The sequence below is a fragment of the Carnobacterium sp. FSL E2-0243 genome, from assembly GCF_038003605.1.
GTDB classification, from domain to species: Bacteria; Bacillota; Bacilli; order Lactobacillales; family Carnobacteriaceae; genus Carnobacterium; species Carnobacterium maltaromaticum.
Window position 1 is genome coordinate 1,629,107 of sequence record NZ_JBBOPM010000001.1, and the last position, 22,122, is coordinate 1,651,228.

Genomic DNA, 22,122 nt, shown 5'->3' on the forward strand with positions numbered 1-22,122 from the left:
AAATGTAGAAAAGGGGAGAACAAGGATGACAAAGGAAAAAATTGTATTAGCTTATTCTGGCGGATTAGATACCTCGGTGGCCATCAAATGGTTACTAGAAGAAGGTTATGATGTAATAGCATGTTGTTTAGATGTCGGTGAAAGAAAAAATCTTGATTTTATTAAAGAAAAAGCTTTAACAATGGGAGCCTCCGCATCATATACCATTGATGCTAAAGAAGAATTTGCCAATGATTTTGCTTTAATCGCTCTACAAGCTCATGCTTATTATGAAGGGAAATATCCATTGATTTCTGCTCTTTCTCGTCCTTTGATTGCGAAAAAATTAGTAGAAGTCGCAGAAAAAGAAGGGGCAACAGCTATTGCCCATGGTTGTACTGGCAAAGGAAATGACCAAGTACGTTTTGAAGTTGCCATTCATTCTCTGGCTCCATCGATGAAAGTTATTGCCCCTGTCCGTGAATGGAAATGGTCACGGGAAGAAGAAATTGCTTATGCTCAAAAACATGAGATACCAGTTCCAATTGATTTAGATAATCCCTTTTCAATTGATCAAAATCTATGGGGGAGAAGTAATGAATGTGGTATTTTAGAAAATCCGTGGATTGCACCACCAGAAGTTGCGTATGAATTAACGAATAGTTTAGAAACAACACCTGATACACCTGATACAATTGAAATCGAATTTTTAGCTGGCGTTCCGGTGGCTTTGAATGGAGTATCCTTGTCATTATCTGAATTAATTATTCAGTTAAATACGTTAGCAGGCAAACATGGAGTTGGCCGGATTGACCATATTGAAAACCGTTTAGTCGGAATCAAATCCCGTGAAGTTTATGAAGCGCCAGGCGCAGTTACATTAATCACTGCACACAAAGAATTAGAAGATTTAACCTTTGTTCGTGACATTGCACATTTTAAACCTCTGATTGAGCAAAAAATTACTGAAATGATTTATAATGGCTTATGGTTTAACCCACTAACAGAAGCTTTAGTAGCCTTTTTAAAAACAACGCAGCAATATGTAAATGGAACTGTACGGGTAAAACTATTTAAAGGTCATGCGATTGTTGAAGGTAGAAAATCACCAAACTCTCTGTATGATGAAGAACTGGCAACCTATACATCGGCCGACACATTTGATCAAGAAGCAGCAGTGGGCTTCATTAAATTATGGGGTTTACCAACGCAAGTTAGTGCAGAAGTTCTAAAAAAGTAAAAAAGTTAATGGAGGTGCATACGTAAATGAGCGAAAAATTATGGGGTGGTCGATTTGAAGAAAAGAGTGAAGCTTGGGTAGATCAATTTGGAGCGTCCATTGAATTTGATCAGAAACTGGCCAAAGAAGATTTATTAGTCAGTTTAGCTCACGTACAAATGCTAGGAAAATGTAAAATTATTCCACAAGAAGAGGTAGAGACAATTGTTGGTGGATTAAATAAACTAGTAGAAAAATTAGCCGAAAATAAATTGCATTTTACCAGTGTAAATGAAGACATCCATTTAAATATGGAAAAGTTACTTCACGATGAGATTGGCCCAGTAGCTGGGAAGCTGCATACGGCTAGAAGTCGTAATGATCAAGTAGCGACAGATATGCACTTGTACTTAAAAAATCAAGTAGCTGAAATTATTCATGCGGTAAATGATTTATTGGACATCTTAATTGAAAAAGCTGAGAGCAATATTCAAACAATTATGCCTGGTTATACTCATTTGCAACACGCTCAACCTATCTCGTTAGCCCATCATTTATTGGCTTACCACAGTATGTTTAAACGCGATCTGGAACGTTTAGAGGAAAGTCTAAAACGAATTGATATATCGCCACTTGGCTGTGCAGCTTTAGCTGGTACCACTTTCCCCATTGATCGTCATTATGCAGCTGATTTACTTGGATTCTCTAAGATTTATAGCAATAGCCTTGATGGCGTCAGTGATCGAGATTTTATTCTTGAATTTTTAAGTAATAGCAGTATCTTAATGATGCATCTTTCCAGATTTTGCGAAGAAATTATTTTATGGACGAGTCATGAATTTCAGTTTGCTACATTAACAGATGCTTTTTCAACAGGAAGTTCGATTATGCCTCAGAAAAAAAATCCTGATATGGCGGAATTGATTCGTGGCAAAACGGGTAGAGTTTATGGCAATCTATTTAGCTTATTAACAGTCCTAAAAGGCCTACCTTTAGCCTACAATAAAGATTTACAAGAAGATAAAGAAGGCATGTTCGACACAGTAGAGACTGTTCTTCAAAGTTTACGCATTTTTACAGGAATGATTGCTACAATTCAATTTCATTCAGAAACAATGAAAAAAGCAACTCAAAAAGATTTTTCAAATGCGACTGAATTAGCAGATTATTTAGCTACAAAAGGGATTCCATTTAGAGAAGCTCACGAAATTGTTGGGAAATTAGTTTTAGCATGTACTAAAAAAGGCATTTATTTACAAGATGTATCGCTAGCAGAGTATCAAAAAGTTGCTCCAATTATAGAAGCAGATATTTATTATTTTCTAGAGTCTGATACTGCCGTTGCAAGACGAACATCTGCTGGCGGAACAGCCTTTTCAGAAATAGAAGCAGCGATTGCTAAAGCTAAATTAAGTTAATTAAAAACCATTTTATTCCATTTATTGGATAAGATGGTTTGTTTTTGTACATAATAAGAGTAAAATAGAATTAGAATTCAATCGCAAAAAGTTAGGAGTTTACGCTAGTGACAGAGTTTAAAAGAACCATTCACGAGATACAAAAAGAGTGGGGACAATTCAAATATTTAGTTATGGCCCATTCTCAACAGCATTATAATCAAATTCGGTTATTGTTTAAAGAGAGTTGCAATCTAGTAGAGAGCTATGTTGACTTTAAACGGTTAGTGGGAGAAGCACTAGCCGTTGAGCAAACTATTGGCTCATTTAGCAATGCGGTGAAGCATGTTTGGGGATATTTCAAAAAAATTGCAACAAATGAGGAAAAGCTGACCTTTCAACGAAAACTTTTTGATTATCAAGCAGGAATGGCATCTTCAAAAATACTCGTGACGTATTTAAGAAAGCTTACAATTCATTACGAAATCCCTTATTTATTAAGCTCATTTTTTTTATTCCCTCAAGATTCATAGTAAAGAAAGAAGGTTCTAAAGTGCAGATATATACATTGTGTTTTCTAAAAAAAGAAAATGAAATTCTATTACTAAATCGTCAAAAAAATCCTTGGATGGGGCGTTGGAATGGTGTTGGAGGAAAAATTGAAGTTGGAGAAACCCCATTAGAGTGCGCTTTACGAGAAATTAAAGAAGAAACCGACATTTCATTGGACCATGCGCACTATGGCGGGCAAATGGATTGGTATGAAGATGGAGTGTTGCGAGGTGGATTAGAATTATACTTAGCAGAATTACCAGCTGATTTTCACTACCTAACTCCAAAAGGAACACGTGAAGGGATTTTGGATTTTAAAAAAATTGACTGGATATTTGCAGAAAAAAACCAAGGCATGCCAGATAATATTCCCTTTATATTAAATCATTTATTAACAAGCCCTGATAAACAGTACTTTAGTTGCTTTTTTGAAAGTGGAGCACTACAAAAAGTAATAAAAGTGGAGAAATGATTCATACAATTTCCATTTTTAAAAAAATAAAATAATAATCTATTAATAAAAAATAAAAATACAACTAAGTACCTAGAAATATCTACATACTTAGTTGGATTTTTAGAAAAATACATAAAAAAAGCAAAAAAATCATAAAAAATTAGTAGTATATCGTTGACAAGTACGGGGGAATTTGGTAAATTAATACTTGTATTAGCACTCGTGCTTGTTAAGTGCTAAAAAGAGGTGAGATAATGTTAACAGAAAGGCAGATTTTAATTCTTACAACAATCATTCGATTGTACACAGATTATGGAAATGCTGTCGGATCGAAGACATTAATGAATGAGGCTGGATTGAACTACAGTTCTGCTACCATTCGTAATGAAATGGGACGTTTGGAAGAGCTTGGTTTTATTCAAAAAACCCATTCTTCATCAGGTCGTATTCCATCGATTAAAGGCTATCGGTTTTATGTGGATCACTTAGTTCATCCTGATAAAGTAACCTCAAAAGATATTGCGATTATCAAATCTTCTTTTGGAAATGAATTCCATGAGTTAGATGAGATTGTGGCAGAATCAGCTGAGGTACTCTCACAATTAACTAGTTATACAGCAATAACATTAGGTCCGGAACTAAAAGATAGTCGCTTAACTGGATTTCGCTTAGTGCCATTAAGTGATTTTCAAGTAATGGTTATTCTAGTAACGGATAAAGGGCATGTTGAAAATCAAATTTTTAATTTGCCAAAAAGCATCAATGGGTATGAATTGGAAAAAATTGTGCGTATTTTTAATGATCAATTAGTGGGTTATCCATTAGTTGAGGTGTATCAGAAATTAAAAAATGATATTCCCCAACTTCTGCAAAAATATGTTCGTACTCCAATTGGCATCATTGATGTGGTAGACAATATTATCACTCGAGCAGCGCAAGATCGCATTTTTGTTAGAGGTAGAATGAATATTCTTGATTTTAATGAAGCGATGGATGTTGAAAAGTTTAAATCTATATACAATCTGATGGATGGAAATACAAGTTTGACTAGTTTAATTAATCAAAGCCATGAAGGAATTGAAGTGAAGATTGGGCAAGAATTACAAAATGAATTATTCCAAGACTTCAGTTTGATTACAGCTAGTTACGATGTAGTCGGACATGGTTCAGGTATGATTGCTTTACTAGGACCAACGAGCATGCCTTATTCAAAAATGATTGGTTTAGTTGATGTTTTTCGAAATGAACTTTCGCAAAAGATGATTGAGTACTATCGTTCAATGGAAGACTAATGAAAAGGAGATTTTAATGTGGCTAAAGAAGAGAAGCAAGATTTAAACGAAGAATTAAAAAATAAGACAGAAGAAGTTGAGGAATCAACAGACACTGAAGTAGAAGAGTTAATTGAAGTTGATGAATTAACTGAAACTAAAGTTGCTTTAGATGAAATGGAAGATCGCTATTTACGTTTACAAGCTGAATTGGCGAATATCCGTAAAAGAAATCAAAAAGAGCGTGAAGATGCTGCAAAATATCGTGCACAAAACTTAGCAACAGAGCTTTTACCAGTTATTGATAATTTGGAACGAGCAATGGCATCACAAGTTAGTGATGAAGAAAGCGAAGGCTTGAAAAAAGGGTTAGAAATGGTTATGACGACTTTCAGAACGGCTTTGAAAAATGAAGGGATTGAAGAAATTAATCCTGTCAACGAAGCTTTTGATCCGAATTTCCATCAAGCTGTTCAAACGCAACCAGTTGAAGAAGGTCAAGAATCAGATACTGTCGTTACCGTTTTACAAAAAGGTTATGTATTAAAAGACCGTGTATTACGACCAGCAATGGTGATTGTTGCTCAATAATTATTGAGTAGTCGATGGTTTTCTTTAGATAATTTCTAGCATTAGGCTTATACTAAAGCTAGAGGCAAAAAATAAGTATTCACTGAGTAATCAGTATGAATCAATAAATGTTTAAAAACGAAAAAAAAAATAAATTGTAAAGAGGGAATTAACTATGAGTAAAATTATTGGTATTGACTTAGGAACTACAAACTCTGCAGTTGCAGTATTAGAAGGCGGAGAAGCAAAAATTATTGCGAATCCAGAAGGTAACCGTACAACACCATCAGTTGTTTCATTTAAAAATGGTGAAATCCAAGTTGGTGAAGTAGCTAAACGTCAAGCAGTAACAAATCCAAATACAATCAGCTCTGTAAAACGCCACATTGGTGAAGCTGGTTTCAGTATTGAAATGGAAGGCAAAAAATATACAGCTCAAGAAATCTCAGCAATGATTTTACAATATCTAAAAGGTTTTGCTGAAGAATATTTAGGCGAAAAAGTTGAAAAAGCTGTTATTACAGTTCCTGCTTACTTTAACGATGCACAACGTCAAGCAACAAAAGACGCTGGTAAAATTGCTGGTTTAGAAGTAGAACGTATTGTTAACGAGCCAACTGCTGCAGCATTAGCATATGGTTTAGACAAAACAGATAAAGATGAAAAAGTTTTAGTATTTGACTTAGGTGGCGGTACTTTTGACGTATCTATCTTAGAATTAGGCGACGGTGTATTTGATGTACTAGCAACAGCTGGGGACAACAAATTAGGTGGAGATGACTTTGATAACAAAATCATCGACTACATGGTAGCTGAATTCAAAAAAGAAAATGCTATCGATTTATCTAAAGATAAAATGGCTGTTCAACGTTTGAAAGATGCTGCTGAAAAAGCTAAAAAAGACTTATCAGGTGTAACTTCAACTCAAATTAGCTTACCATTTATCACTGCTGGGGAAGCTGGTCCATTACACTTAGAAATGAATTTAACTCGTGCTAAATTTGACGAATTAACTCATGACTTAGTTGATCGTACAAAAGTTCCAGTTCGTCAAGCATTAAAAGATGCTGGTTTAACAGCTTCTGATATTGATGAAGTTATCTTAGTTGGTGGATCTACTCGTATTCCAGCAGTTGTTGAAGCTGTTAAAAAAGAAACAAACCAAGAACCAAACAAATCAGTAAACCCAGATGAAGTTGTAGCAATGGGTGCTGCAATTCAAGGTGGAGTTATTACTGGAGATGTTAAAGACATCGTTTTACTTGATGTAACACCATTATCATTAGGAATTGAAACAATGGGTGGCGTATTTACAAAACTTATTGACCGTAACACAACAATTCCAACAAGTAAATCACAAGTCTTCTCAACAGCTGCAGATAACCAACCTGCTGTAGATGTGCATGTATTACAAGGTGAACGTCCAATGGCTGCAGATAACAAAACATTAGGTCGTTTCCAATTAACTGATATTCCAGCTGCTCCACGTGGTGTTCCACAAATCGAAGTATCATTTGATATCGACAAAAATGGGATTGTAAATGTTCGTGCGAAAGATTTAGGTACTCAAAAAGAACAAACAATTACTATCAAATCTTCATCAGGCTTATCAGACGAAGAAATCGAACGCATGGTTAAAGATGCCGAAGCGAATGCTGAAGCAGATAAAACACGTAAAGAAGAAGTTGACTTACGTAACGATGTGGATCAATTGTTATTCTCAGTTGATAAAACATTAGCTGAATTAGAAGGAAAAGTTGATGCAGATGAAGTTAAAAAAGCTGAAGAAGCTCGTGAAGAGTTGAAAGCTGCTGTTGAAGCAAATGACTTAGAAGCTATGAAAACAAAACGCGATGCATTGAATGAAATCGTTCAAGCATTGACAGTAAAATTATATGAACAAGCTGCTCAACAACAAGCTGAAGAAAATCCAGAAGCAGCTCAAGCAGGTGCAGATGATGTAGTTGATGCAGAGTTTGAAGAAGTTGAAAAAGACGAAGACAAATAATCTATAACTAATTTAAATGTTCTAGGAGGGAGAAGCCAAGGCAAAATGCTTTTGGCTTTTTCTTCTAGGATGTGGTATGCTTTTAAAGGATAATCGAGAGGTAGCGAATGTGACTTAATTTGCATACGTAACGATGGAGGGAATTAGATGGCAAAAAGAGATTATTATGAAGCACTTGGTGTAGCCAAAGGTGCAAGTGACGATGAAATAAAAAAAGCTTATCGTAAGCTTTCAAAGAAGTATCATCCAGATATTAACCAAGAAGCTGGTGCAGAAGATAAGTTTAAAGAAATTGCTGAAGCCTATGAAGTTCTTAGCGATGCACAAAAACGTGCAGCCTATGATCAATACGGTCATGCGAGTACAGATCCAAACTTTGGCGGTGGCGGTTTCGGTGGCGGCGGATTTGGTGGTTTTGGCGGAAGTAGCGCAGGTTTTGGTGGCGGATTTGAAGATATTTTTGAATCTTTCTTTGGTGGCGGCGGTCGTTCGCAAAATCCAAATGCACCAAGACAAGGTGATGACTTACAATATACATTAAATCTTAAGTTTGAAGAAGCTGTTTTTGGGAAAGAAACATCGATTACTTATAACCGTGAAGATACTTGTGAAACGTGTCATGGGAATGGTGCTAAACCAGGAACAGACCCAGTAACTTGTTCGAAATGTCATGGTTCAGGTACATTGAATGTTGAGCGTAATACACCACTTGGTCGTGTTATGACACGCCAAACTTGTGACGTTTGTCATGGAACTGGCCAAGAAATTAAAGAAAAATGTCCAACCTGTCATGGTGCTGGACATGTGAAAGAACGCCATACTGTTAAAGTAACCGTTCCTGCTGGTGTTGAAGATGGACAACAAATGCGTTTACAAGGTCAAGGTGAAGCTGGTATGAATGGCGGACCTCATGGCGATTTATTTGTTGTATTCCGCGTTGAGGAAAGTGATTTGTTTGATCGTGATGGTTCTGAAATTTATTACGATTTACCAATTAGTTTTGTCCAAGCAGCTCTTGGAGATGAAATTGAAGTTCCAACGGTTCATGGTAAGATTAAATTAAAAGTACCAGCTGGAACCCAAACAGGAACTAATTTCCGTCTAAGAGGTAAAGGTGCGCCTAAACTTCGTGGGAATGGAACGGGTGATCAACACGTTAAAGTTCAAGTGATTACACCTAAAAACCTTTCTGAGAAACAAGCCAAAGCAATGCGTGATTTTGCTGAAGCAAGTGGTATAGAAGTTAGTGAACAAGAAGGCAACATTTTTGATAAAGTCAAAGATGCCTTTAAATCAGATGGCAAAAAAAAACGTAAATAAAAAATAAGAAGTTGGATAACTTGAGGATTGTTCTTCAAGTTATCTTTTTTTATGTAAACTTTTACTTGGAAATTGGTTTACTTGTGCTTTTTTACATTGAGTAAGCTCCTTAACTGTAACTTTTCTTGTATTTAAGCTATTTCATTGGTATAATTTACAATGACACTTTTGATTAAATAAAGGAAAGTAGGCAATAAATTAGATGGACAAAAATGAAATGAAAATTCGTCAATCGCGAATCCGAAACTTTTCGATTATCGCCCATATTGACCATGGAAAATCTACGTTAGCCGATCGTATTTTAGAAAAAACGGATACGGTAGCTAATCGTGATATGCAAGCACAATTGTTAGATTCTATGGACTTAGAAAGAGAACGTGGGATTACAATTAAATTAAATGCAGTTGAACTAACGTACACAGCTAAAGATGGAATTGATTATACATTCCATTTAATTGACACTCCTGGACACGTCGATTTTACCTACGAGGTTTCTAGAAGTTTAGCAGCCTGCGAAGGAGCTATTTTAGTGGTTGATGCTGCCCAAGGAATTGAAGCACAAACACTGGCCAATGTTTATTTAGCCTTAGATAATGATTTAGAAATTATTCCAGTTATTAATAAAATAGATTTACCCGCCGCCGATCCAGAGCGCGTTCGTGGAGAAATTGAAGATGTGATTGGAATTGATGCCAGTGATGCCGTTTTAGCGAGTGCTAAAGCTGGTATTGGGATTGAAGATATTTTAGAACAGATTGTTGAAAAAGTTCCAGCACCAACTGGCGATTTAGATGCTCCATTACAAGCTTTAATCTTTGATTCAGTCTATGATTCTTACCGTGGAGTTATTTTAAATGTCCGCATTATGTCGGGTGTGGTTAAATCTGGCGATAAGATTCAAATGATGAGCAATGGAGCGACATTTGAAGTTGCTGATGTGGGGATTTTCTCACCAAAACCAATTAAACGTGATTTCTTAATGGTCGGGGATGTTGGTTATATTACGGCTAGTATAAAAACTGTGCAAGACACTCGAGTTGGGGATACCATTACACTTGCAAATAATCCAGCAACAGAAGCCTTGCCGGGTTATCGTAAAATGAATCCAATGGTTTATTGCGGCTTGTATCCAATTGATTCTTCCCGTTACAATGAATTACGTGAAGCATTAGAACGCCTGCAACTAAACGATGCGGCTTTGCAGTTTGAAGCTGAGACTTCTCAAGCATTAGGTTTTGGTTTCCGTTGTGGTTTCCTAGGACTCTTGCATATGGACGTTATTCAGGAACGTTTAGAGCGTGAATTTGATTTAGATTTGATTACAACTGCTCCGTCAGTAATTTATCATGTGAATCTGACTGATGGTTCAGAAGTTGTGGTGGACAATCCGGCAGAAATGCCTGAACAAGGGGTTATTGACTCTGTTGAAGAGCCTTATGTTAAAGCGAGTATTATGGTACCAAATGACTACGTTGGAGCTGTAATGGAGATTGCACAGCGTAAGCGTGGAGAATTTATTACAATGGACTATTTAGATGAGTTCCGTGTCAATGTAATCTATGAAATTCCGTTATCTGAGATTGTTTATGATTTCTTTGATAAATTAAAATCTAGTACAAAAGGCTATGCTTCTTTAGATTATGATTTGATTGGCTACCGTCCAAGTAAATTGGTTAAGATGGAAATCATGTTAAATTCTGAAAAAGTAGATGCACTAAGCTTTATTGTTCATCGTGATTTTGCTTACGAACGTGGTAAAATTATTGTTGAGAAATTAAGATCATTAATTCCACGTCAGCAGTTTGAAGTTCCAATTCAAGCAGCGATTGGAAATAAAATTCTTTCACGTTCAACAATTAAAGCTTTGCGTAAAAACGTATTAGCAAAATGTTATGGTGGAGATATTTCACGTAAACGTAAATTGCTTGAGAAACAAAAAGAAGGTAAAAAACGCATGAAACAAATCGGTTCGGTTGAAGTACCTCAGGATGCCTTCATGGCTGTTCTGAAAATGGACGAAGACCAACCTAAGAAATAAAATTTATATCATGTTCCCACGAGAGATTAAACTCGTGGGAATTTTTTTATATGAAAAAAGCTAACTTACCTTATTAGGGTAAATCAGCTTGCTAAATACAGATTCAACTTATATCAATGCTCTAATTAGAACTAAAACGATAAGATGAAGAGGATAGAATAGGTAGAAGCCCCATTTAATCCAGCTAGGAGAATAGCCACGTTGTCCATTATAATTAAGCAATAATGGGATTGTCATAAGCACACCTAAAGTTGAAAACATTTCATACCAAGGGACTGAACTTGGTTCAACCAGATAACCAATTAACATAATTAAGAATAAAAAAGCGGTTGTATAAACTGGAGGAATTATTTTTTTCAACTTGTCATTTTTGATCACGTAAAATCCAAAAATCATTAATATTCCAAATAAATTCCAATCTGACATAAATGTGGCTAAAGTAAAAATAATAACTAATCCGATGTGAACGAATTGATTGTTGGTTTTTTCATATAGAACGAGTAAGATAAGCCCTATTAAAAGAGTAAAGAAGATATTATTCACCAATTCAATCAAGTCGAATGGCGAGTTTGGATAATGCAACATGTGAAATGGATAAATTGAAATAATCCAAAAAAAAGCTAATCGAAAAGCATATTTCCTTACATTTTTTGTATAATGAAATCCCTCAACAAGTAAAAAGGCCATTATTGGAAAGGTTAATTTTCCAATAAATTCCGTGAAAAAAAATAATGATTCTGAATACACAAATAATCTGAAACCACTCCCAATGTGATTAATTAGCATTGCAATAATGGCAAAGACTTTCAAATGAAAACTGTTTAATTTATTTTCCAAGCAAACTACCTCCTCATGTGTAACTTAATTTTACCATTTAGAAAAAGTTGTTAAATCACACATAAGTACTAATTTAGGTTAATACTAAAGGGGGATTGTTTTTGTGTGTTTTATATGTCTCAAATATAAAAAGTATAATCAGTAGCATCCTATAACTGACGAAGATCAAATACTAATAAAGAATAAAAATCAGTTGCGGATTAGTCCTATGAGACATATGCACTAGTGTCATAATTTATTTAGAGTAAGCTTTGTTATCTATATATTTATGTATATCGAAATGATATAATTAAATTTATTATATTTAGGAGGTTATGGATAAATGAAAAAGAAAAGTTTAGTGTTAATGATGTTTTTGTTTCTAGCAGTTGGATTAATCGCTTGTGGGAATGCAGATTCTAAGGTACCAAAAAAAGAAGCTTTAACTTTTGAAAATTTTGAAAAAGCTTTAAAGAAGGAAAAATATGATCTTGGTGAACGTGAAGAAAAAATGGCAGAATTTATTGGGGCTAAAGAAGGTTTTGCATTACCAGTAAATAATAAAAATATTGAAATTTATCAATTTGAAAAAAATGATAAAAAGCTTAAAGAAATCACTAAAAATAAAGAGTTTGAAATTGAAGGAATTGCTAAAATCCCAGTTGAAGTCAACGGTAATTTTATATTAATTGCTTCTGAACATCCAGATAAAGATAAAATTATTGAAATTTTTAATAATTTTGATGGCAGTAAATAAGAATAATAAGCTAGAAATTCTTTGACTGTGTTACTTAAGATGCCCTACGAGAAAATAACCTCGTGGGCATTTTTATTTTTAAGTAAAGTTTAGTGATCTATAAAATGATTATTTGACTCAATTCGTTCTTCATCCGGACGTTTTGGTAAAACAGAATCATTATAAAAAATCCAATTTTCTTGATCTTTTTTTGGATTAAGGAACTTAGGTAAAGCATCCAGTACAAGCAAACTGTATTCTAAATCAAAGGCAGGGCAATACAGATAAAATTGGGCTTGTTCTAACATTCTTTTTTTCAAAGCTATTTTATCAATTACCCAATTTTTTTCATCGTTATAACGCCCAAATGACCACCAAGGATGGTTTCCAACACTAATTTTTAAACGGTGGCAACCAAAAGGATTATTCGTATAAGCACTTGCACCAAAACAGAAACCATTATTGTTCGATTTCAACTTGTCTCCATAACAATAATTTAAACCGCCAACTATTGATCGTTCTATGGGGACATGTTGAATTTTAATTGAAGTGGATTTCCATAAACCTACTATCTCATATAGCTCAATAAATCTCAGATAATGTTCCTTTGTATAACTGGCTTGAAAGCTTTTTTTATTATCCAGCATGTCTTCTTCATAATAAGTGGCAGTTTTTTTGGCTAGTTCTACAGCTAGTGATAATTTTTTAGAGCTAGATTGACCAAAACATAAAGTAATCAACCAATTTTCTTTGGCTGACTGGTTAGTTTCTAAGGCTTTACGTTCTGCCTCAGAATTTTCGTTTTTTTCTAAAGTAGCTTGTTTAATTGTGTATGCTGGCAGCAATTTAGTTAAACAAATAATAAATTCTTCTATTACGGGTGAATCAATTTGATAAAGTTGGTGATTGATTGTTAGGGTCAAATGACTATAGTACAAGCCAGATTGACTACTTAATTTAGTCATTGTTTTTAAAGGGAATTTTTGGTCCAACAGTTTTTCAGAAGTATCTAAAGCAATCAAATAATCAGCTGTTAATACATAGATAAAAAAGCCTTCATGTTGATAAGGATTCAGCCGTTTTTGAAAGCCGGAAAATGAGAATAAAATAACGTCACTTGGAATTGTATAGTGAAATATTCTATGGTAAATAGAAATATATTTTTCAATAGAGAGTCCAGTTAAAGTTTTCTTTCTTACATAGTAATGGGCAAGTTCTTCAGCAGATTTCATAGGGTAGTCTCCTTAAAGAGTGGGAGTGGTATTGAATTATATTTAGTGCTTTCTGAAATTATTTTATAGTGGATAATAATCATATCATTCGCCATTTTTTTAATTTTATGCTATATTAAATAACTGAGGAAGGGCTGGTATCTTGTTTCGAAAAACGAATTATATAAACCAATGTGACGTTGCTTTAAACTATATAAAATTACATGCAATTGAAAATGTTAAAGTAACTGAAATGAACTTGGTAATTGAAAAAAATGACCGAATTTCTGTGATCACGATTCCTAAAAATGCAGAAATGTTAATCAAAATATTAGACAATGTTAAAGAAAGACAAGAACAAATGAACTGATATAAAATGAGTTCCTAGTCAGGAATGATAAGAAAAGGTGCCGCTATTTTAATTAAAAGCCGCATCTTTTTTTATGTGGACAGAATAAGCAACAAAAATAACTTAAGAATCAATTTAGTTGTCAATCAAAATATTCCTGAGCATAAAAAAGAGCCGCTTAATAAGTAATAGTCTCATCATTAAGTGAAATTTTCCCAGTCTTTTAAAGTTTCAAAAATTTAGCTTGGTTAAGTTGATTTAACCAGTCATTTTTAGTGGAAGTAGTTGGCTTAAAATAAAGATCCGTAGACATTAAGATTAACCTTTCTATATCGGAAGAATCAAGAGTAGAAGCATCATGCTCTTGGTTTAAATAGTAATAAAGAATTGTATAAAGAGTAGCATCTAGTTTAATAATTTGATTTGCTCGCTCTTGAAATGTTAAATTAGCTTCCATAATAGTTGTCGCTTGAGCAGCGTAGTGATGGAATAAAGCAATCAATTTGTGTTTAAAACCGATGGGGTCAAAAAAGAATTCTTCTTCTGAATCGCCATTCCAATCGGCAGGCGGCAATAAGATTGTTTTTCCTTTAGGATAGTCATGCATTGCTTCTAGGACAGCACCTTCTGCTCCAAAAGGCAATTCTTCAATTTTTATTTTCCAAAGATAATTTAAATCAGTCAAGATAGTATTCCCCCAGTTTCTTTAGTAGGTTTATTGTATCAAATAAACGGATAGAATGTTATGATTTTTACTATTTTTAATTTTTTAGTAAGTAAGCTATAATGAAAAGACGATACTACATATTAAGGGGGAAATTAGATATGTTAAACTATCCGATTTTAAAAAGAAATGGAACAATTGGCATAACAGCTCCATCATCTGGAGTAAAAAAAGAGCTCCATCCAATTTTGAAAGAAGCAATTGAACGTATGGAGGCAAGAGGTTTTGCTGTTCAGTGTGGGGAAACTCCTTGGATGCACAGCAAATTGAAATCTGCACCAGCCTATCAAAGAGCCGAAGAGTTAAATCGGATGCTGACTGATCCAAATATTGATTTAATTATTCCTCCATGGGGCGGAGAATTGCTCTTGGAAATTATTGATTTGATCGATTATTCAGCTGTTCAACCTAAATGGATTTTAGGCTATTCAGACACAAGCATGTTACTACTTGCTATTACATTAAATACTGGAATTGCAACTGCGCATGGTACTAATTTAATCGATTTAAGAGGGGAGAGAACGGATAACACAACTGGAAAATGGCTAGAAGTTTTAGGAACTAAAGTCAACCAAACCGTTCAGCAATTTTCTTCTGAAAGGTATCAAAAAGACTGGAATTTTGAAGAACCGACAGAAATGATTTTTGATTTAACACATAAAACGCAATGGAAGTTAGTGTCGGGAACGAAAAAAACTTTAAATGGACGTTTATTAGGTGGGTGTGTAGATGTCATTCGGAGTTTAATTGGAACTCCATACGGCGATGTAAAAAAATTCCAAAAAGAGCAACTTTTAGATGAACCCATCTTATGGTATTTAGAAAATTGCGAATTAACTTTACCAGATTTAAGAAGAAGTTTGCTTCAAATGAAGTTAGCTGGTTGGTTTGATTCAATTAGCGGAATTTTATTTGGGCGTAGTGACGCCAATTTACCGCAAGATGGTTATACAGTAGAGGAATTGTATCAGGATCTGGAAAAAGAACTTGGCGTTCCAATTGTGTATGATGTTGACTGCGGCCATGTCCCACCACAAATTACATGGATAAATGGTGCGCGTGCAACCGTTGAAATTAAAGATGGAAAAGCGACTGTCTGCCAATTATTTAAAACGTAAGATAAATAGGATTAGTAAAAAAGGCTAAAATCCAGAGATTGTAAACTCTGAATTTTAGCCTTTTTTAATTTGTAATGTGAATGGTCGTTTGTTGATTTGCCCAATTATCATTGGAAATAATTAAATCAAACTCTTTTTTTTCGGCGATGTTTGCAGGAACCGAAAAAGCAACCGAACGTGTCAAAGTTGTCTTTGGTTTAATCACTTCAGAATTGAAAGTCTCTTTATCAGTCAAACCCGACATATTTCCAGTAAAATGGGTCCCCCCTTGGACTAATGTAAAATCATTATCTGAAAAAGTACTATCTTTTTTACTATTGTTTGTAATTGTGAGATCGAAAACAATCACTTTATTTTGATTATTTGTCTCATTGTTGTCTACTATCTGCTTTGTTGAAATTTCAAAAGAATTCTCTTTAAAAGTAGAAATCCTTGATGGAGCTGAAAGAGTCTTTTTTTGTTGATCTTTTTCCACAAAAACAACTGGAGATTGGAAAACTATTGTTTGGTTCTTGATTGTGGTCTTATAAAAATAAAAGCTCATTAAAACTAAAATAAGCAAAATACATATAAGTAAAGTAGTTTTAATTTTTGTGAATTTTTTCTTCTTTCTAGGATATAAATAACTTTTAGCCATAGCACTTTCCCCCTTTTTTCAATTAGGTAATCTAAAACACCTATAAGGATATTGTAATATAAAGAGTCGTAAATAAATAGTTAATTTACTACTAAATAATTATGAGTAAAAAATTGCTTTTAAAACTGCTTTTTTGAGTTGAAGAAGTTTGTGAAAAAAACAGAAGATTTTCTAAGAGCTGTTAGAAATGCTTATATACCATAGTGTTAATACTAGTTGATAGGGATTTGTCACAAATGTCTGTGACAAAATTGCCTCTTCTATTTATTGGAAACGCGTTCATTTGGCTTTATGATGAGGCAGTAAGAAACGAATGGTTTTCTAATTTAGGTCAGCTTTTATGAGCCAACTCTTCGGAAAGAAGAGAAAATCCCTACAAAGTCAAAAGATACTTTGCGTGTATTTTATTTTCTTAACTTTCTGCTAGCGTTAACTGGCTCAAGAAGCTTTCTAATTTAAAAAGGAGGAAAAACAAATGGCACAGAAGCATGGAGAAAAAAAAGGAATTAAAGCAATTATTCAGAAAATGGGAAGCTATTTAAGTGGAATGGTTATGCCGAATATTGGAGCTTTCATTGCATGGGGAATTATTACAGCTTTATTTATTGAAACGGGCTGGTGGCCAAATGCAGAGTTAGCTAACATGGTTGGTCCAATGTTAACGTATTTATTGCCGTTATTGATTGGGTATACAGGAGGAAATATGGTTTACGGTCAAAGAGGAGCCGTTGTTGGAGCAATTGCCACAATGGGAGTCATTGTTGGTTCGGAAATCCCAATGTTTATTGGTGCCATGTTATTAGGTCCTTTGGGCGGGTATTGCGCGAAAAAATTTGATGATGTCTTTCAGGCTAAAATTAAACCAGGTTTTGAAATGTTGGTAAATAATTTTTCAAGTGGAATTATTGGATTTATTTTAGCTATTATTGCCTATTTTGGAGTTGGTCCAATCGTAACAGCACTAAGTCAAGCAATGGCCAATGGTGTTGAAGTGATTGTTAATGCTGGCTTATTGCCGCTAGCTAATATCTTTATTGAACCAGCAAAAGTTTTATTCTTAAACAATGCGATAAATCATGGTATTTTAACACCTTTAGGGGTCGAACAAGCAGCTGAAACAGGGAAATCAATTTTATTTCTGTTAGAAGCAAACCCAGGGCCAGGTCTTGGTATTTTAGTCGCATATATGTTTTTTGGCAAAGGTTCTGCTCGCGCTTCAGCATCAGGCGCAGCAGTCATTCAATTTGTTGGAGGTATTCATGAAATTTACTTCCCGTATATTTTGATGAAACCGCTACTATTTTTTGCAGCAATTGCAGGTGGCGTAGCGGGAACCTTTACATTCTCAATTTTAGGCGCAGGTTTAGTCGCTGCAGCTTCACCAGGTTCCATTTTAGCTGTGTTGGCAATGACGCCAAGAGATGGCTATTTCCCAGTAATTGCTGGGGTAGCAGTTGGCGCAATTGTTTCATTCCTAGTAGCAATGGTTATTTTAAAAGCAGATAAAACAACAGATGAAGATGATTTTGAAGGACAAGTTGCAGCTACTCAAGCTTTAAAAGCTGAATCTAAAGGTCAAACAATCGAAACTATTTCTGATTTAGTTGAAACTGATGTAAGTGTTGGAACAATTAAACGTATTATTTTTGCTTGTGATGCTGGGATGGGTTCAAGTGCTATGGGTGCATCTATTTTACGCAATAAAGTTAAGAGAGCAGGTTTAGATATGTCTGTTACTAACTCGGCGATTAATAATTTAGTTGATGAAGAGGGTGTACTAATCATCACTCAAGAAGAATTGGCAGAACGCGCAAAAGTTAAGACACCGCAAGCAATTCATGTATCGGTTGAGAACTTTTTAAATAGTCCAAGATACGACGAAATTGTCGATAAATTAAAAAAATAAGGTGTTCCAAATCAAGTAGCAGTTGATTCTCAGCTGTTGCTTGATAGTTGGTTTTAGCATAGAAAGGGTGAAGTAGTGATGTATTTCTCAGCTAGAGAGAAACGTATAGTTGAAATACTCTTACACAATCCACTAGGGGTGCAGATTGATTATTTATGTGAAGAGTTCAAAGTCAGTAAGCGAACTATTTATCGTGAATTATCGAGTCTTGAAGGCACTTTAGCGCAGTATCAAATGAAATTGATTAAAGAAAAAGGTGCTGGGTATAAATTAATAGGCAATGAGGTTTTATTGGCTGAATTAAAAATGAAACTGAGTAAAATCAAAAATGAATTTGATCCGAAACAAAGACAAAGTGCGATAACTTGTCTTCTTTTAACGACAGATGAAGAAATGAAGATGGAAGCGATGGCGCTTGATTTTGGAGTAAGTATCGGCACAATCCAAGCTGACTTAGCCTCCATTGAAGAAATTTTAAGCGGATTTACGATTCAAGTGCAACGAAAAAAATCAATTGGAATTAGTGTTAAAGCACCAGAAAGTGAACGTCGTCAAATTTTAAGTGGCGTCATTAATAGTGAGCTTAATGAGTATGATTTTTTTGAGTTTTTAAAACGATTAGAAAGAGAGCAATTGCTAGATACATTAGATAATTATTTTATGAAATACATCGATAATGAGTCTTTATATATAGCAAATCATGCGATTCAGAGCATTCAAAAAAGGTTCTTTGAAAAAGTAACAGATAGTCAGTTACAACAATTAATTATTTTATTGGCTATTTCAATTCATAGATTGAAGTTAGGCAAGGAAATCACAGACATTCAATACTCAATTAAAGAAACGGATATTCATCAGCCTATTGAAATTGCTAGTGAATTATTTGCTGATATAGAAAAGTTAATCGAAGTCAACGTCACAGATCATGAAATTTATTTTTTAGCACTACAAATTAGAGGAATGAATGGTCATATTCAAAGAGATATTTTTCTGGAGAATTATGATGTAGAACTATCTTTCAAAATAAAAGAGTTAATTCATCTTGTTTCAACACGAATAGAATGGGATTTTAGTCATGATACTACCTTGTTTTATGATTTAATGGCGCATTTATCTGCGGCATTAAAACGTTCTGTTGCCCCAATCCCACAAATGAATAATCCTTTATTAGAAAAAATAAAAATTAAATATACTGAACTTTATCAAATTTTAGAGGAATCTTTAGCCAGTGTATTTCCTGAAACAGTCTTTCTGTTAAATGAGGTCGCTTATATCGTCATTCACTTTGCTTCAACGTATGAAAAAAAGTCGAAAACAAAAAAACTTTCGGTTTTAGTTATTTGTTCAAGTGGCATTGGAACCGCTAAGATCTTGGAAAATCGACTAAAGAAAAATATACCGGAAATTAATGAGGTGCTTATTTCTAGAATTGCACAATTGGATTCTTTGGAGTTAGGCTCATTTGATTTGATACTATCAACAATTTTTTTGTCGGGTTTTAGAGCGGAGTATAAAGTGATTACACCGTTGTTACTAGAAGAGGAAATCCGTGATATTCAGCTCTATATTAAAAGTAACTTTACTAGTACAACCTTTTTAACTAAAGATACTCGTCAGCAGATAAACACTACAAATGATCAAATAGAAAGTTTTCAAGAAGTCTACAAAGGAATGAAAGTAGCAAATCAAATTTTAGAAAATTTCGATATAAAAGCCGTACGCTATAGTCAAACTTTGGAAAGTACAATTAATGAAATTTGTCAGTCTTTAGAAGGACTTATTTTAACAGATGCAAAAGTTGTTGCCGCTAAACTAATGGGACGTCTAAAACAGGCGCCAATTGGTATACCAGAAACTAATTTGGCATTATTCCATTGTATTTCTAGTGAAATTAAGTTTCCCTACTTTTCAATTTATGAAATCAAAGAGCCACTAAGTATTATTGGCATGGATCGAACATCGATAAAGATGAAGCGAATTTTGTTGCTGCTAGGCCCTGAGCCTTTGTCTGATTATGATCAGAAAGTTTTAGGTGAAATTAGCGCATCTATTATAGAAAGTAACTTAAATATGGAATTGTATAATTCCGGTGCACGAGATGAGATTTATCGTCTATTAAGTAAATTATTTCTCATAGAATTAACTAAATATAAATGAAAAGGATGTTTGAAGATGGATATATTAACAATTGAAAATATCAAATTAAACCAACATTTTACGACGAAAGAAAGTGCCATTCGAGCTGCAGGAGAAGTCCTTGTTCTTGCTGGATATGTTGAAGCTGACTATGTTGATGCTATGGTACAACGTGAAAATGACGTGACAACTTACATGGGAAATTTTATTGCCATTCCCCATGGAACAGATGAGGCCAAAAAATACATTAAAAAATCAGGTATTTCTATTATTCAAGTTCCTAATGGTGTTGATTTTGGTACTCCAGAAGAAGAAAAAATGGTAACCGTTCTTTTTGGGATAGCAGGAGTCGAAAACGAACACTTGGATATTTTGTCACAAATTGCTATTTTTTGTTCTGATATTGACAATGTTGTCGAATTGGCTAGTGCACAAACGGCAGAAGAAATCGTGGCTTTACTTCAGGAGGTGGATTAAATGAAAGCTGTTCATTTTGGTGGAGGAAATATTGGTAGAGGATTTATCGGTGAAGTGTTGTCTCAAAATGGCTTTGACATTATCTTTGTTGATGTCAATACAGAAATTATAAATGCTTTAAATACATTCGGAAGTTATAAAATAGAATTAGCGGCAGCTGGAAAAGAACAAATTACTGTTAAAAATGTATCTGGCATTAATAACCAACTGAATCCAGAAGAGGTTGTCGCAGCACTTATTCAGGCTGATATTATTACAACAGCAATTGGGCCGAATATTTTGCCGTTGATTGCGCCATTGATTGCAGCAGGAATCAAGCGTAGATTTGAGGCAAATATAACAACACCGATTGATGTGATTGCCTGTGAAAATATGATTGGCGGTAGTGACTATTTAAAAGAAGAAGTTGAAAAACACTTATCAGAAAATGAAAAAAAATATTTGACTACTTATATCGGTTTTCCAAATGCTGCAGTAGACCGAATTGTACCGATTCAGCATCATGAAGATAAGTTATTTGTTTCAGTTGAACCTTTTAAAGAGTGGGTTGTTGATGCAACAACTCTTAAAAATGAAGCAATCCAATTAAAAGGAGTTCAGTATGTAGAAAACTTATTGCCTTTTATTGAGCGTAAACTATTCACAGTCAATACAGGTCATGCAACAACAGCGTATGCTGGGAAATATCATGGATTTGAAACGATTGAAGAAGCAATTAAAGACCCAACTGTAAAAAATCAAGTCCAAGCAGTCTTAAAAGAAACGGGAGATTTATTGATTACCAAATGGAAATTTAATCCAACCGAGCACCAAGCCTATATTAATAAAATTCTTTCTCGTTTCGAAAATCCATATATTTCAGATGAAATTAGTCGAGTAGCTAGAACACCTCTCCGTAAATTAGGGTACGACGAACGCTTTATTCGCCCAATTCGAGAAACAAATGACTCTCATTTAAAGAATGAAGCATTAATAAAAACCGTTGCAATGATTTTAACCTATCGGGACGAGAAAGATCCAGAAAGTATCGAGTTAGCTCGTTTAATTGAAAATGCATCTATTAGTGAAGTGATTTCTACTGTCACAAATTTAACAAACTCAGATTTAATAGCAATAATTAAACATAACTATGAAAATTTAGCAGAAGAAAAAAGCATAGTGAGGTAAGTTCTATCTTCAAATTCAGTCTTTAAGATAATAACAA

General features: G+C 34.3%; 20 protein-coding genes. 16 read left to right on the forward strand and 4 right to left on the reverse strand.

The window, feature by feature from the left end; genetic code table 11:
- The first annotated feature begins 25 nt into the window (after positions 1–25).
- The 9 genes from MHI00_RS07610 (at position 26) to lepA (ending at position 10,808) form a co-directional block, all read left to right on the forward strand.
- Positions 26–1,219: an argininosuccinate synthase gene (locus tag MHI00_RS07610; RefSeq protein ID WP_056998874.1), complete on the forward strand. Its 1,194-nt coding sequence runs from the start codon at positions 26–28 to the stop codon at positions 1,217–1,219.
- Positions 1,220–1,245: 26 nt separating this feature from the next.
- Positions 1,246–2,616 carry an argininosuccinate lyase gene (gene argH / locus MHI00_RS07615; RefSeq protein WP_341112397.1) on the forward strand — a complete coding sequence of 457 codons (1,371 nt, stop codon included), beginning with the start codon at positions 1,246–1,248 and terminating at the stop codon, positions 2,614–2,616.
- A 107-nt stretch (positions 2,617–2,723) separates the two neighbouring features.
- A complete protein-coding gene (locus MHI00_RS07620) occupies positions 2,724–3,128 on the forward strand; it encodes a YbgA family protein (protein ID WP_341112398.1) in 405 nt (134 codons plus the stop codon).
- A gap of 20 nt (positions 3,129–3,148) precedes the next feature.
- Complete coding sequence (locus tag MHI00_RS07625) at positions 3,149–3,619, forward strand: NUDIX hydrolase (RefSeq protein ID WP_010053112.1); 471 nt, start codon at positions 3,149–3,151, stop codon at positions 3,617–3,619.
- A gap of 236 nt (positions 3,620–3,855) precedes the next feature.
- Positions 3,856–4,893 (forward strand): heat-inducible transcriptional repressor HrcA, encoded by a 1,038-nt coding sequence (hrcA, locus tag MHI00_RS07630; protein WP_010053113.1) that lies wholly within the window; start codon positions 3,856–3,858, stop codon positions 4,891–4,893.
- 18 nt (positions 4,894–4,911) lie between these two features.
- A complete protein-coding gene (gene grpE / locus MHI00_RS07635) occupies positions 4,912–5,463 on the forward strand; it encodes a nucleotide exchange factor GrpE (RefSeq protein WP_010053115.1) in 552 nt (183 codons plus the stop codon).
- 154 nt (positions 5,464–5,617) lie between these two features.
- Entirely contained in the window at positions 5,618–7,450 is a 1,833-nt protein-coding gene (dnaK, locus tag MHI00_RS07640) for a molecular chaperone DnaK (RefSeq protein WP_010053117.1), read from the forward strand.
- A 147-nt stretch (positions 7,451–7,597) separates the two neighbouring features.
- Positions 7,598–8,770: a molecular chaperone DnaJ gene (dnaJ, locus tag MHI00_RS07645; RefSeq protein ID WP_010053120.1), complete on the forward strand. Its 1,173-nt coding sequence runs from the start codon at positions 7,598–7,600 to the stop codon at positions 8,768–8,770.
- Positions 8,771–8,972: 202 nt separating this feature from the next.
- Complete coding sequence (gene lepA / locus MHI00_RS07650) at positions 8,973–10,808, forward strand: translation elongation factor 4 (RefSeq protein WP_010053131.1); 1,836 nt, start codon at positions 8,973–8,975, stop codon at positions 10,806–10,808.
- 108 nt (positions 10,809–10,916) lie between these two features.
- Here lepA and MHI00_RS07655 read toward each other — a convergent pair whose 3' ends face one another.
- Positions 10,917–11,645: a TraX family protein gene (locus tag MHI00_RS07655; protein WP_341112406.1), complete on the reverse strand. Its 729-nt coding sequence runs from the start codon at positions 11,643–11,645 to the stop codon at positions 10,917–10,919.
- Between the two features lie 322 nt (positions 11,646–11,967).
- Here MHI00_RS07655 and MHI00_RS07660 point away from each other — a divergent pair, with 322 nt between their 5' ends.
- On the forward strand, positions 11,968–12,381 hold the full coding sequence (locus tag MHI00_RS07660) for a hypothetical protein (protein ID WP_015076485.1): 414 nt from the start codon (positions 11,968–11,970) through the stop codon (positions 12,379–12,381).
- Positions 12,382–12,470: 89 nt separating this feature from the next.
- On the opposite strand, the gene MHI00_RS07665 is transcribed toward MHI00_RS07660, so the two are convergent.
- Positions 12,471–13,592 carry a hypothetical protein gene (locus MHI00_RS07665; RefSeq protein WP_341112410.1) on the reverse strand — a complete coding sequence of 374 codons (1,122 nt, stop codon included), beginning with the start codon at positions 13,590–13,592 and terminating at the stop codon, positions 12,471–12,473.
- Positions 13,593–13,734: 142 nt separating this feature from the next.
- On the opposite strand from MHI00_RS07665, the gene MHI00_RS07670 reads away from it, so the two are divergent.
- Positions 13,735–13,941, forward strand: a complete 207-nt coding sequence (locus MHI00_RS07670) for a hypothetical protein (RefSeq protein ID WP_010053137.1) — start codon at positions 13,735–13,737, stop codon at positions 13,939–13,941.
- Positions 13,942–14,143: 202 nt separating this feature from the next.
- On the opposite strand, the gene MHI00_RS07675 is transcribed toward MHI00_RS07670, so the two are convergent.
- Positions 14,144–14,605 (reverse strand): hypothetical protein, encoded by a 462-nt coding sequence (locus tag MHI00_RS07675; protein ID WP_015076483.1) that lies wholly within the window; start codon positions 14,603–14,605, stop codon positions 14,144–14,146.
- Positions 14,606–14,745: 140 nt separating this feature from the next.
- Here MHI00_RS07675 and MHI00_RS07680 point away from each other — a divergent pair, with 140 nt between their 5' ends.
- Positions 14,746–15,762 carry a S66 family peptidase gene (locus tag MHI00_RS07680; protein WP_187958705.1) on the forward strand — a complete coding sequence of 339 codons (1,017 nt, stop codon included), beginning with the start codon at positions 14,746–14,748 and terminating at the stop codon, positions 15,760–15,762.
- A gap of 64 nt (positions 15,763–15,826) precedes the next feature.
- Here MHI00_RS07680 and MHI00_RS07685 read toward each other — a convergent pair whose 3' ends face one another.
- A complete protein-coding gene (locus MHI00_RS07685) occupies positions 15,827–16,399 on the reverse strand; it encodes a DUF4352 domain-containing protein (protein WP_315527016.1) in 573 nt (190 codons plus the stop codon).
- Positions 16,400–16,874: 475 nt separating this feature from the next.
- Here MHI00_RS07685 and MHI00_RS07690 point away from each other — a divergent pair, with 475 nt between their 5' ends.
- The 4 genes from MHI00_RS07690 (at position 16,875) to MHI00_RS07705 (ending at position 22,085) form a co-directional block, all read left to right on the forward strand.
- Positions 16,875–18,305, forward strand: coding sequence for a PTS mannitol transporter subunit IICB (locus tag MHI00_RS07690; RefSeq protein ID WP_341112421.1), 1,431 nt, complete (start codon positions 16,875–16,877; stop codon positions 18,303–18,305).
- A 78-nt stretch (positions 18,306–18,383) separates the two neighbouring features.
- Positions 18,384–20,462 (forward strand): BglG family transcription antiterminator, encoded by a 2,079-nt coding sequence (locus MHI00_RS07695; protein ID WP_341115101.1) that lies wholly within the window; start codon positions 18,384–18,386, stop codon positions 20,460–20,462.
- A 15-nt stretch (positions 20,463–20,477) separates the two neighbouring features.
- Complete coding sequence (locus MHI00_RS07700; protein WP_015076479.1) at positions 20,478–20,918, forward strand: PTS sugar transporter subunit IIA; 441 nt, start codon at positions 20,478–20,480, stop codon at positions 20,916–20,918.
- Positions 20,919–22,085 carry a mannitol-1-phosphate 5-dehydrogenase gene (locus MHI00_RS07705; protein ID WP_287430327.1) on the forward strand — a complete coding sequence of 389 codons (1,167 nt, stop codon included), beginning with the start codon at positions 20,919–20,921 and terminating at the stop codon, positions 22,083–22,085. It abuts the gene before it with no gap.
- The last annotated feature ends 37 nt before the right edge of the window (positions 22,086–22,122 follow it).

What these genes read in the sequence shown, in the direction of transcription:
- MHI00_RS07610 (WP_056998874.1), top strand. Translation starts at nt 26, where the DNA reads ATGACAAAGGAAAAAATTGTATTAGCTTATTCTGGCGGATTAGATACC.
- argH (WP_341112397.1), top strand. Translation starts at nt 1,246, where the DNA reads ATGAGCGAAAAATTATGGGGTGGTCGATTTGAAGAAAAGAGTGAAGCT.
- hrcA (WP_010053113.1), top strand. Translation starts at nt 3,856, where the DNA reads ATGTTAACAGAAAGGCAGATTTTAATTCTTACAACAATCATTCGATTG.
- dnaK (WP_010053117.1), top strand. Translation starts at nt 5,618, where the DNA reads ATGAGTAAAATTATTGGTATTGACTTAGGAACTACAAACTCTGCAGTT.
- dnaJ (WP_010053120.1), top strand. Translation starts at nt 7,598, where the DNA reads ATGGCAAAAAGAGATTATTATGAAGCACTTGGTGTAGCCAAAGGTGCA.
- lepA (WP_010053131.1), top strand. Translation starts at nt 8,973, where the DNA reads ATGGACAAAAATGAAATGAAAATTCGTCAATCGCGAATCCGAAACTTT.
- MHI00_RS07660 (WP_015076485.1), top strand. Translation starts at nt 11,968, where the DNA reads ATGAAAAAGAAAAGTTTAGTGTTAATGATGTTTTTGTTTCTAGCAGTT.
- MHI00_RS07665 (WP_341112410.1), bottom strand. Translation starts at nt 13,592, where the DNA reads ATGAAATCTGCTGAAGAACTTGCCCATTACTATGTAAGAAAGAAAACT.
- MHI00_RS07680 (WP_187958705.1), top strand. Translation starts at nt 14,746, where the DNA reads ATGTTAAACTATCCGATTTTAAAAAGAAATGGAACAATTGGCATAACA.
- MHI00_RS07685 (WP_315527016.1), bottom strand. Translation starts at nt 16,399, where the DNA reads ATGGCTAAAAGTTATTTATATCCTAGAAAGAAGAAAAAATTCACAAAA.
- MHI00_RS07690 (WP_341112421.1), top strand. Translation starts at nt 16,875, where the DNA reads ATGGCACAGAAGCATGGAGAAAAAAAAGGAATTAAAGCAATTATTCAG.
- MHI00_RS07695 (WP_341115101.1), top strand. Translation starts at nt 18,384, where the DNA reads ATGTATTTCTCAGCTAGAGAGAAACGTATAGTTGAAATACTCTTACAC.
- MHI00_RS07700 (WP_015076479.1), top strand. Translation starts at nt 20,478, where the DNA reads ATGGATATATTAACAATTGAAAATATCAAATTAAACCAACATTTTACG.
- MHI00_RS07705 (WP_287430327.1), top strand. Translation starts at nt 20,919, where the DNA reads ATGAAAGCTGTTCATTTTGGTGGAGGAAATATTGGTAGAGGATTTATC.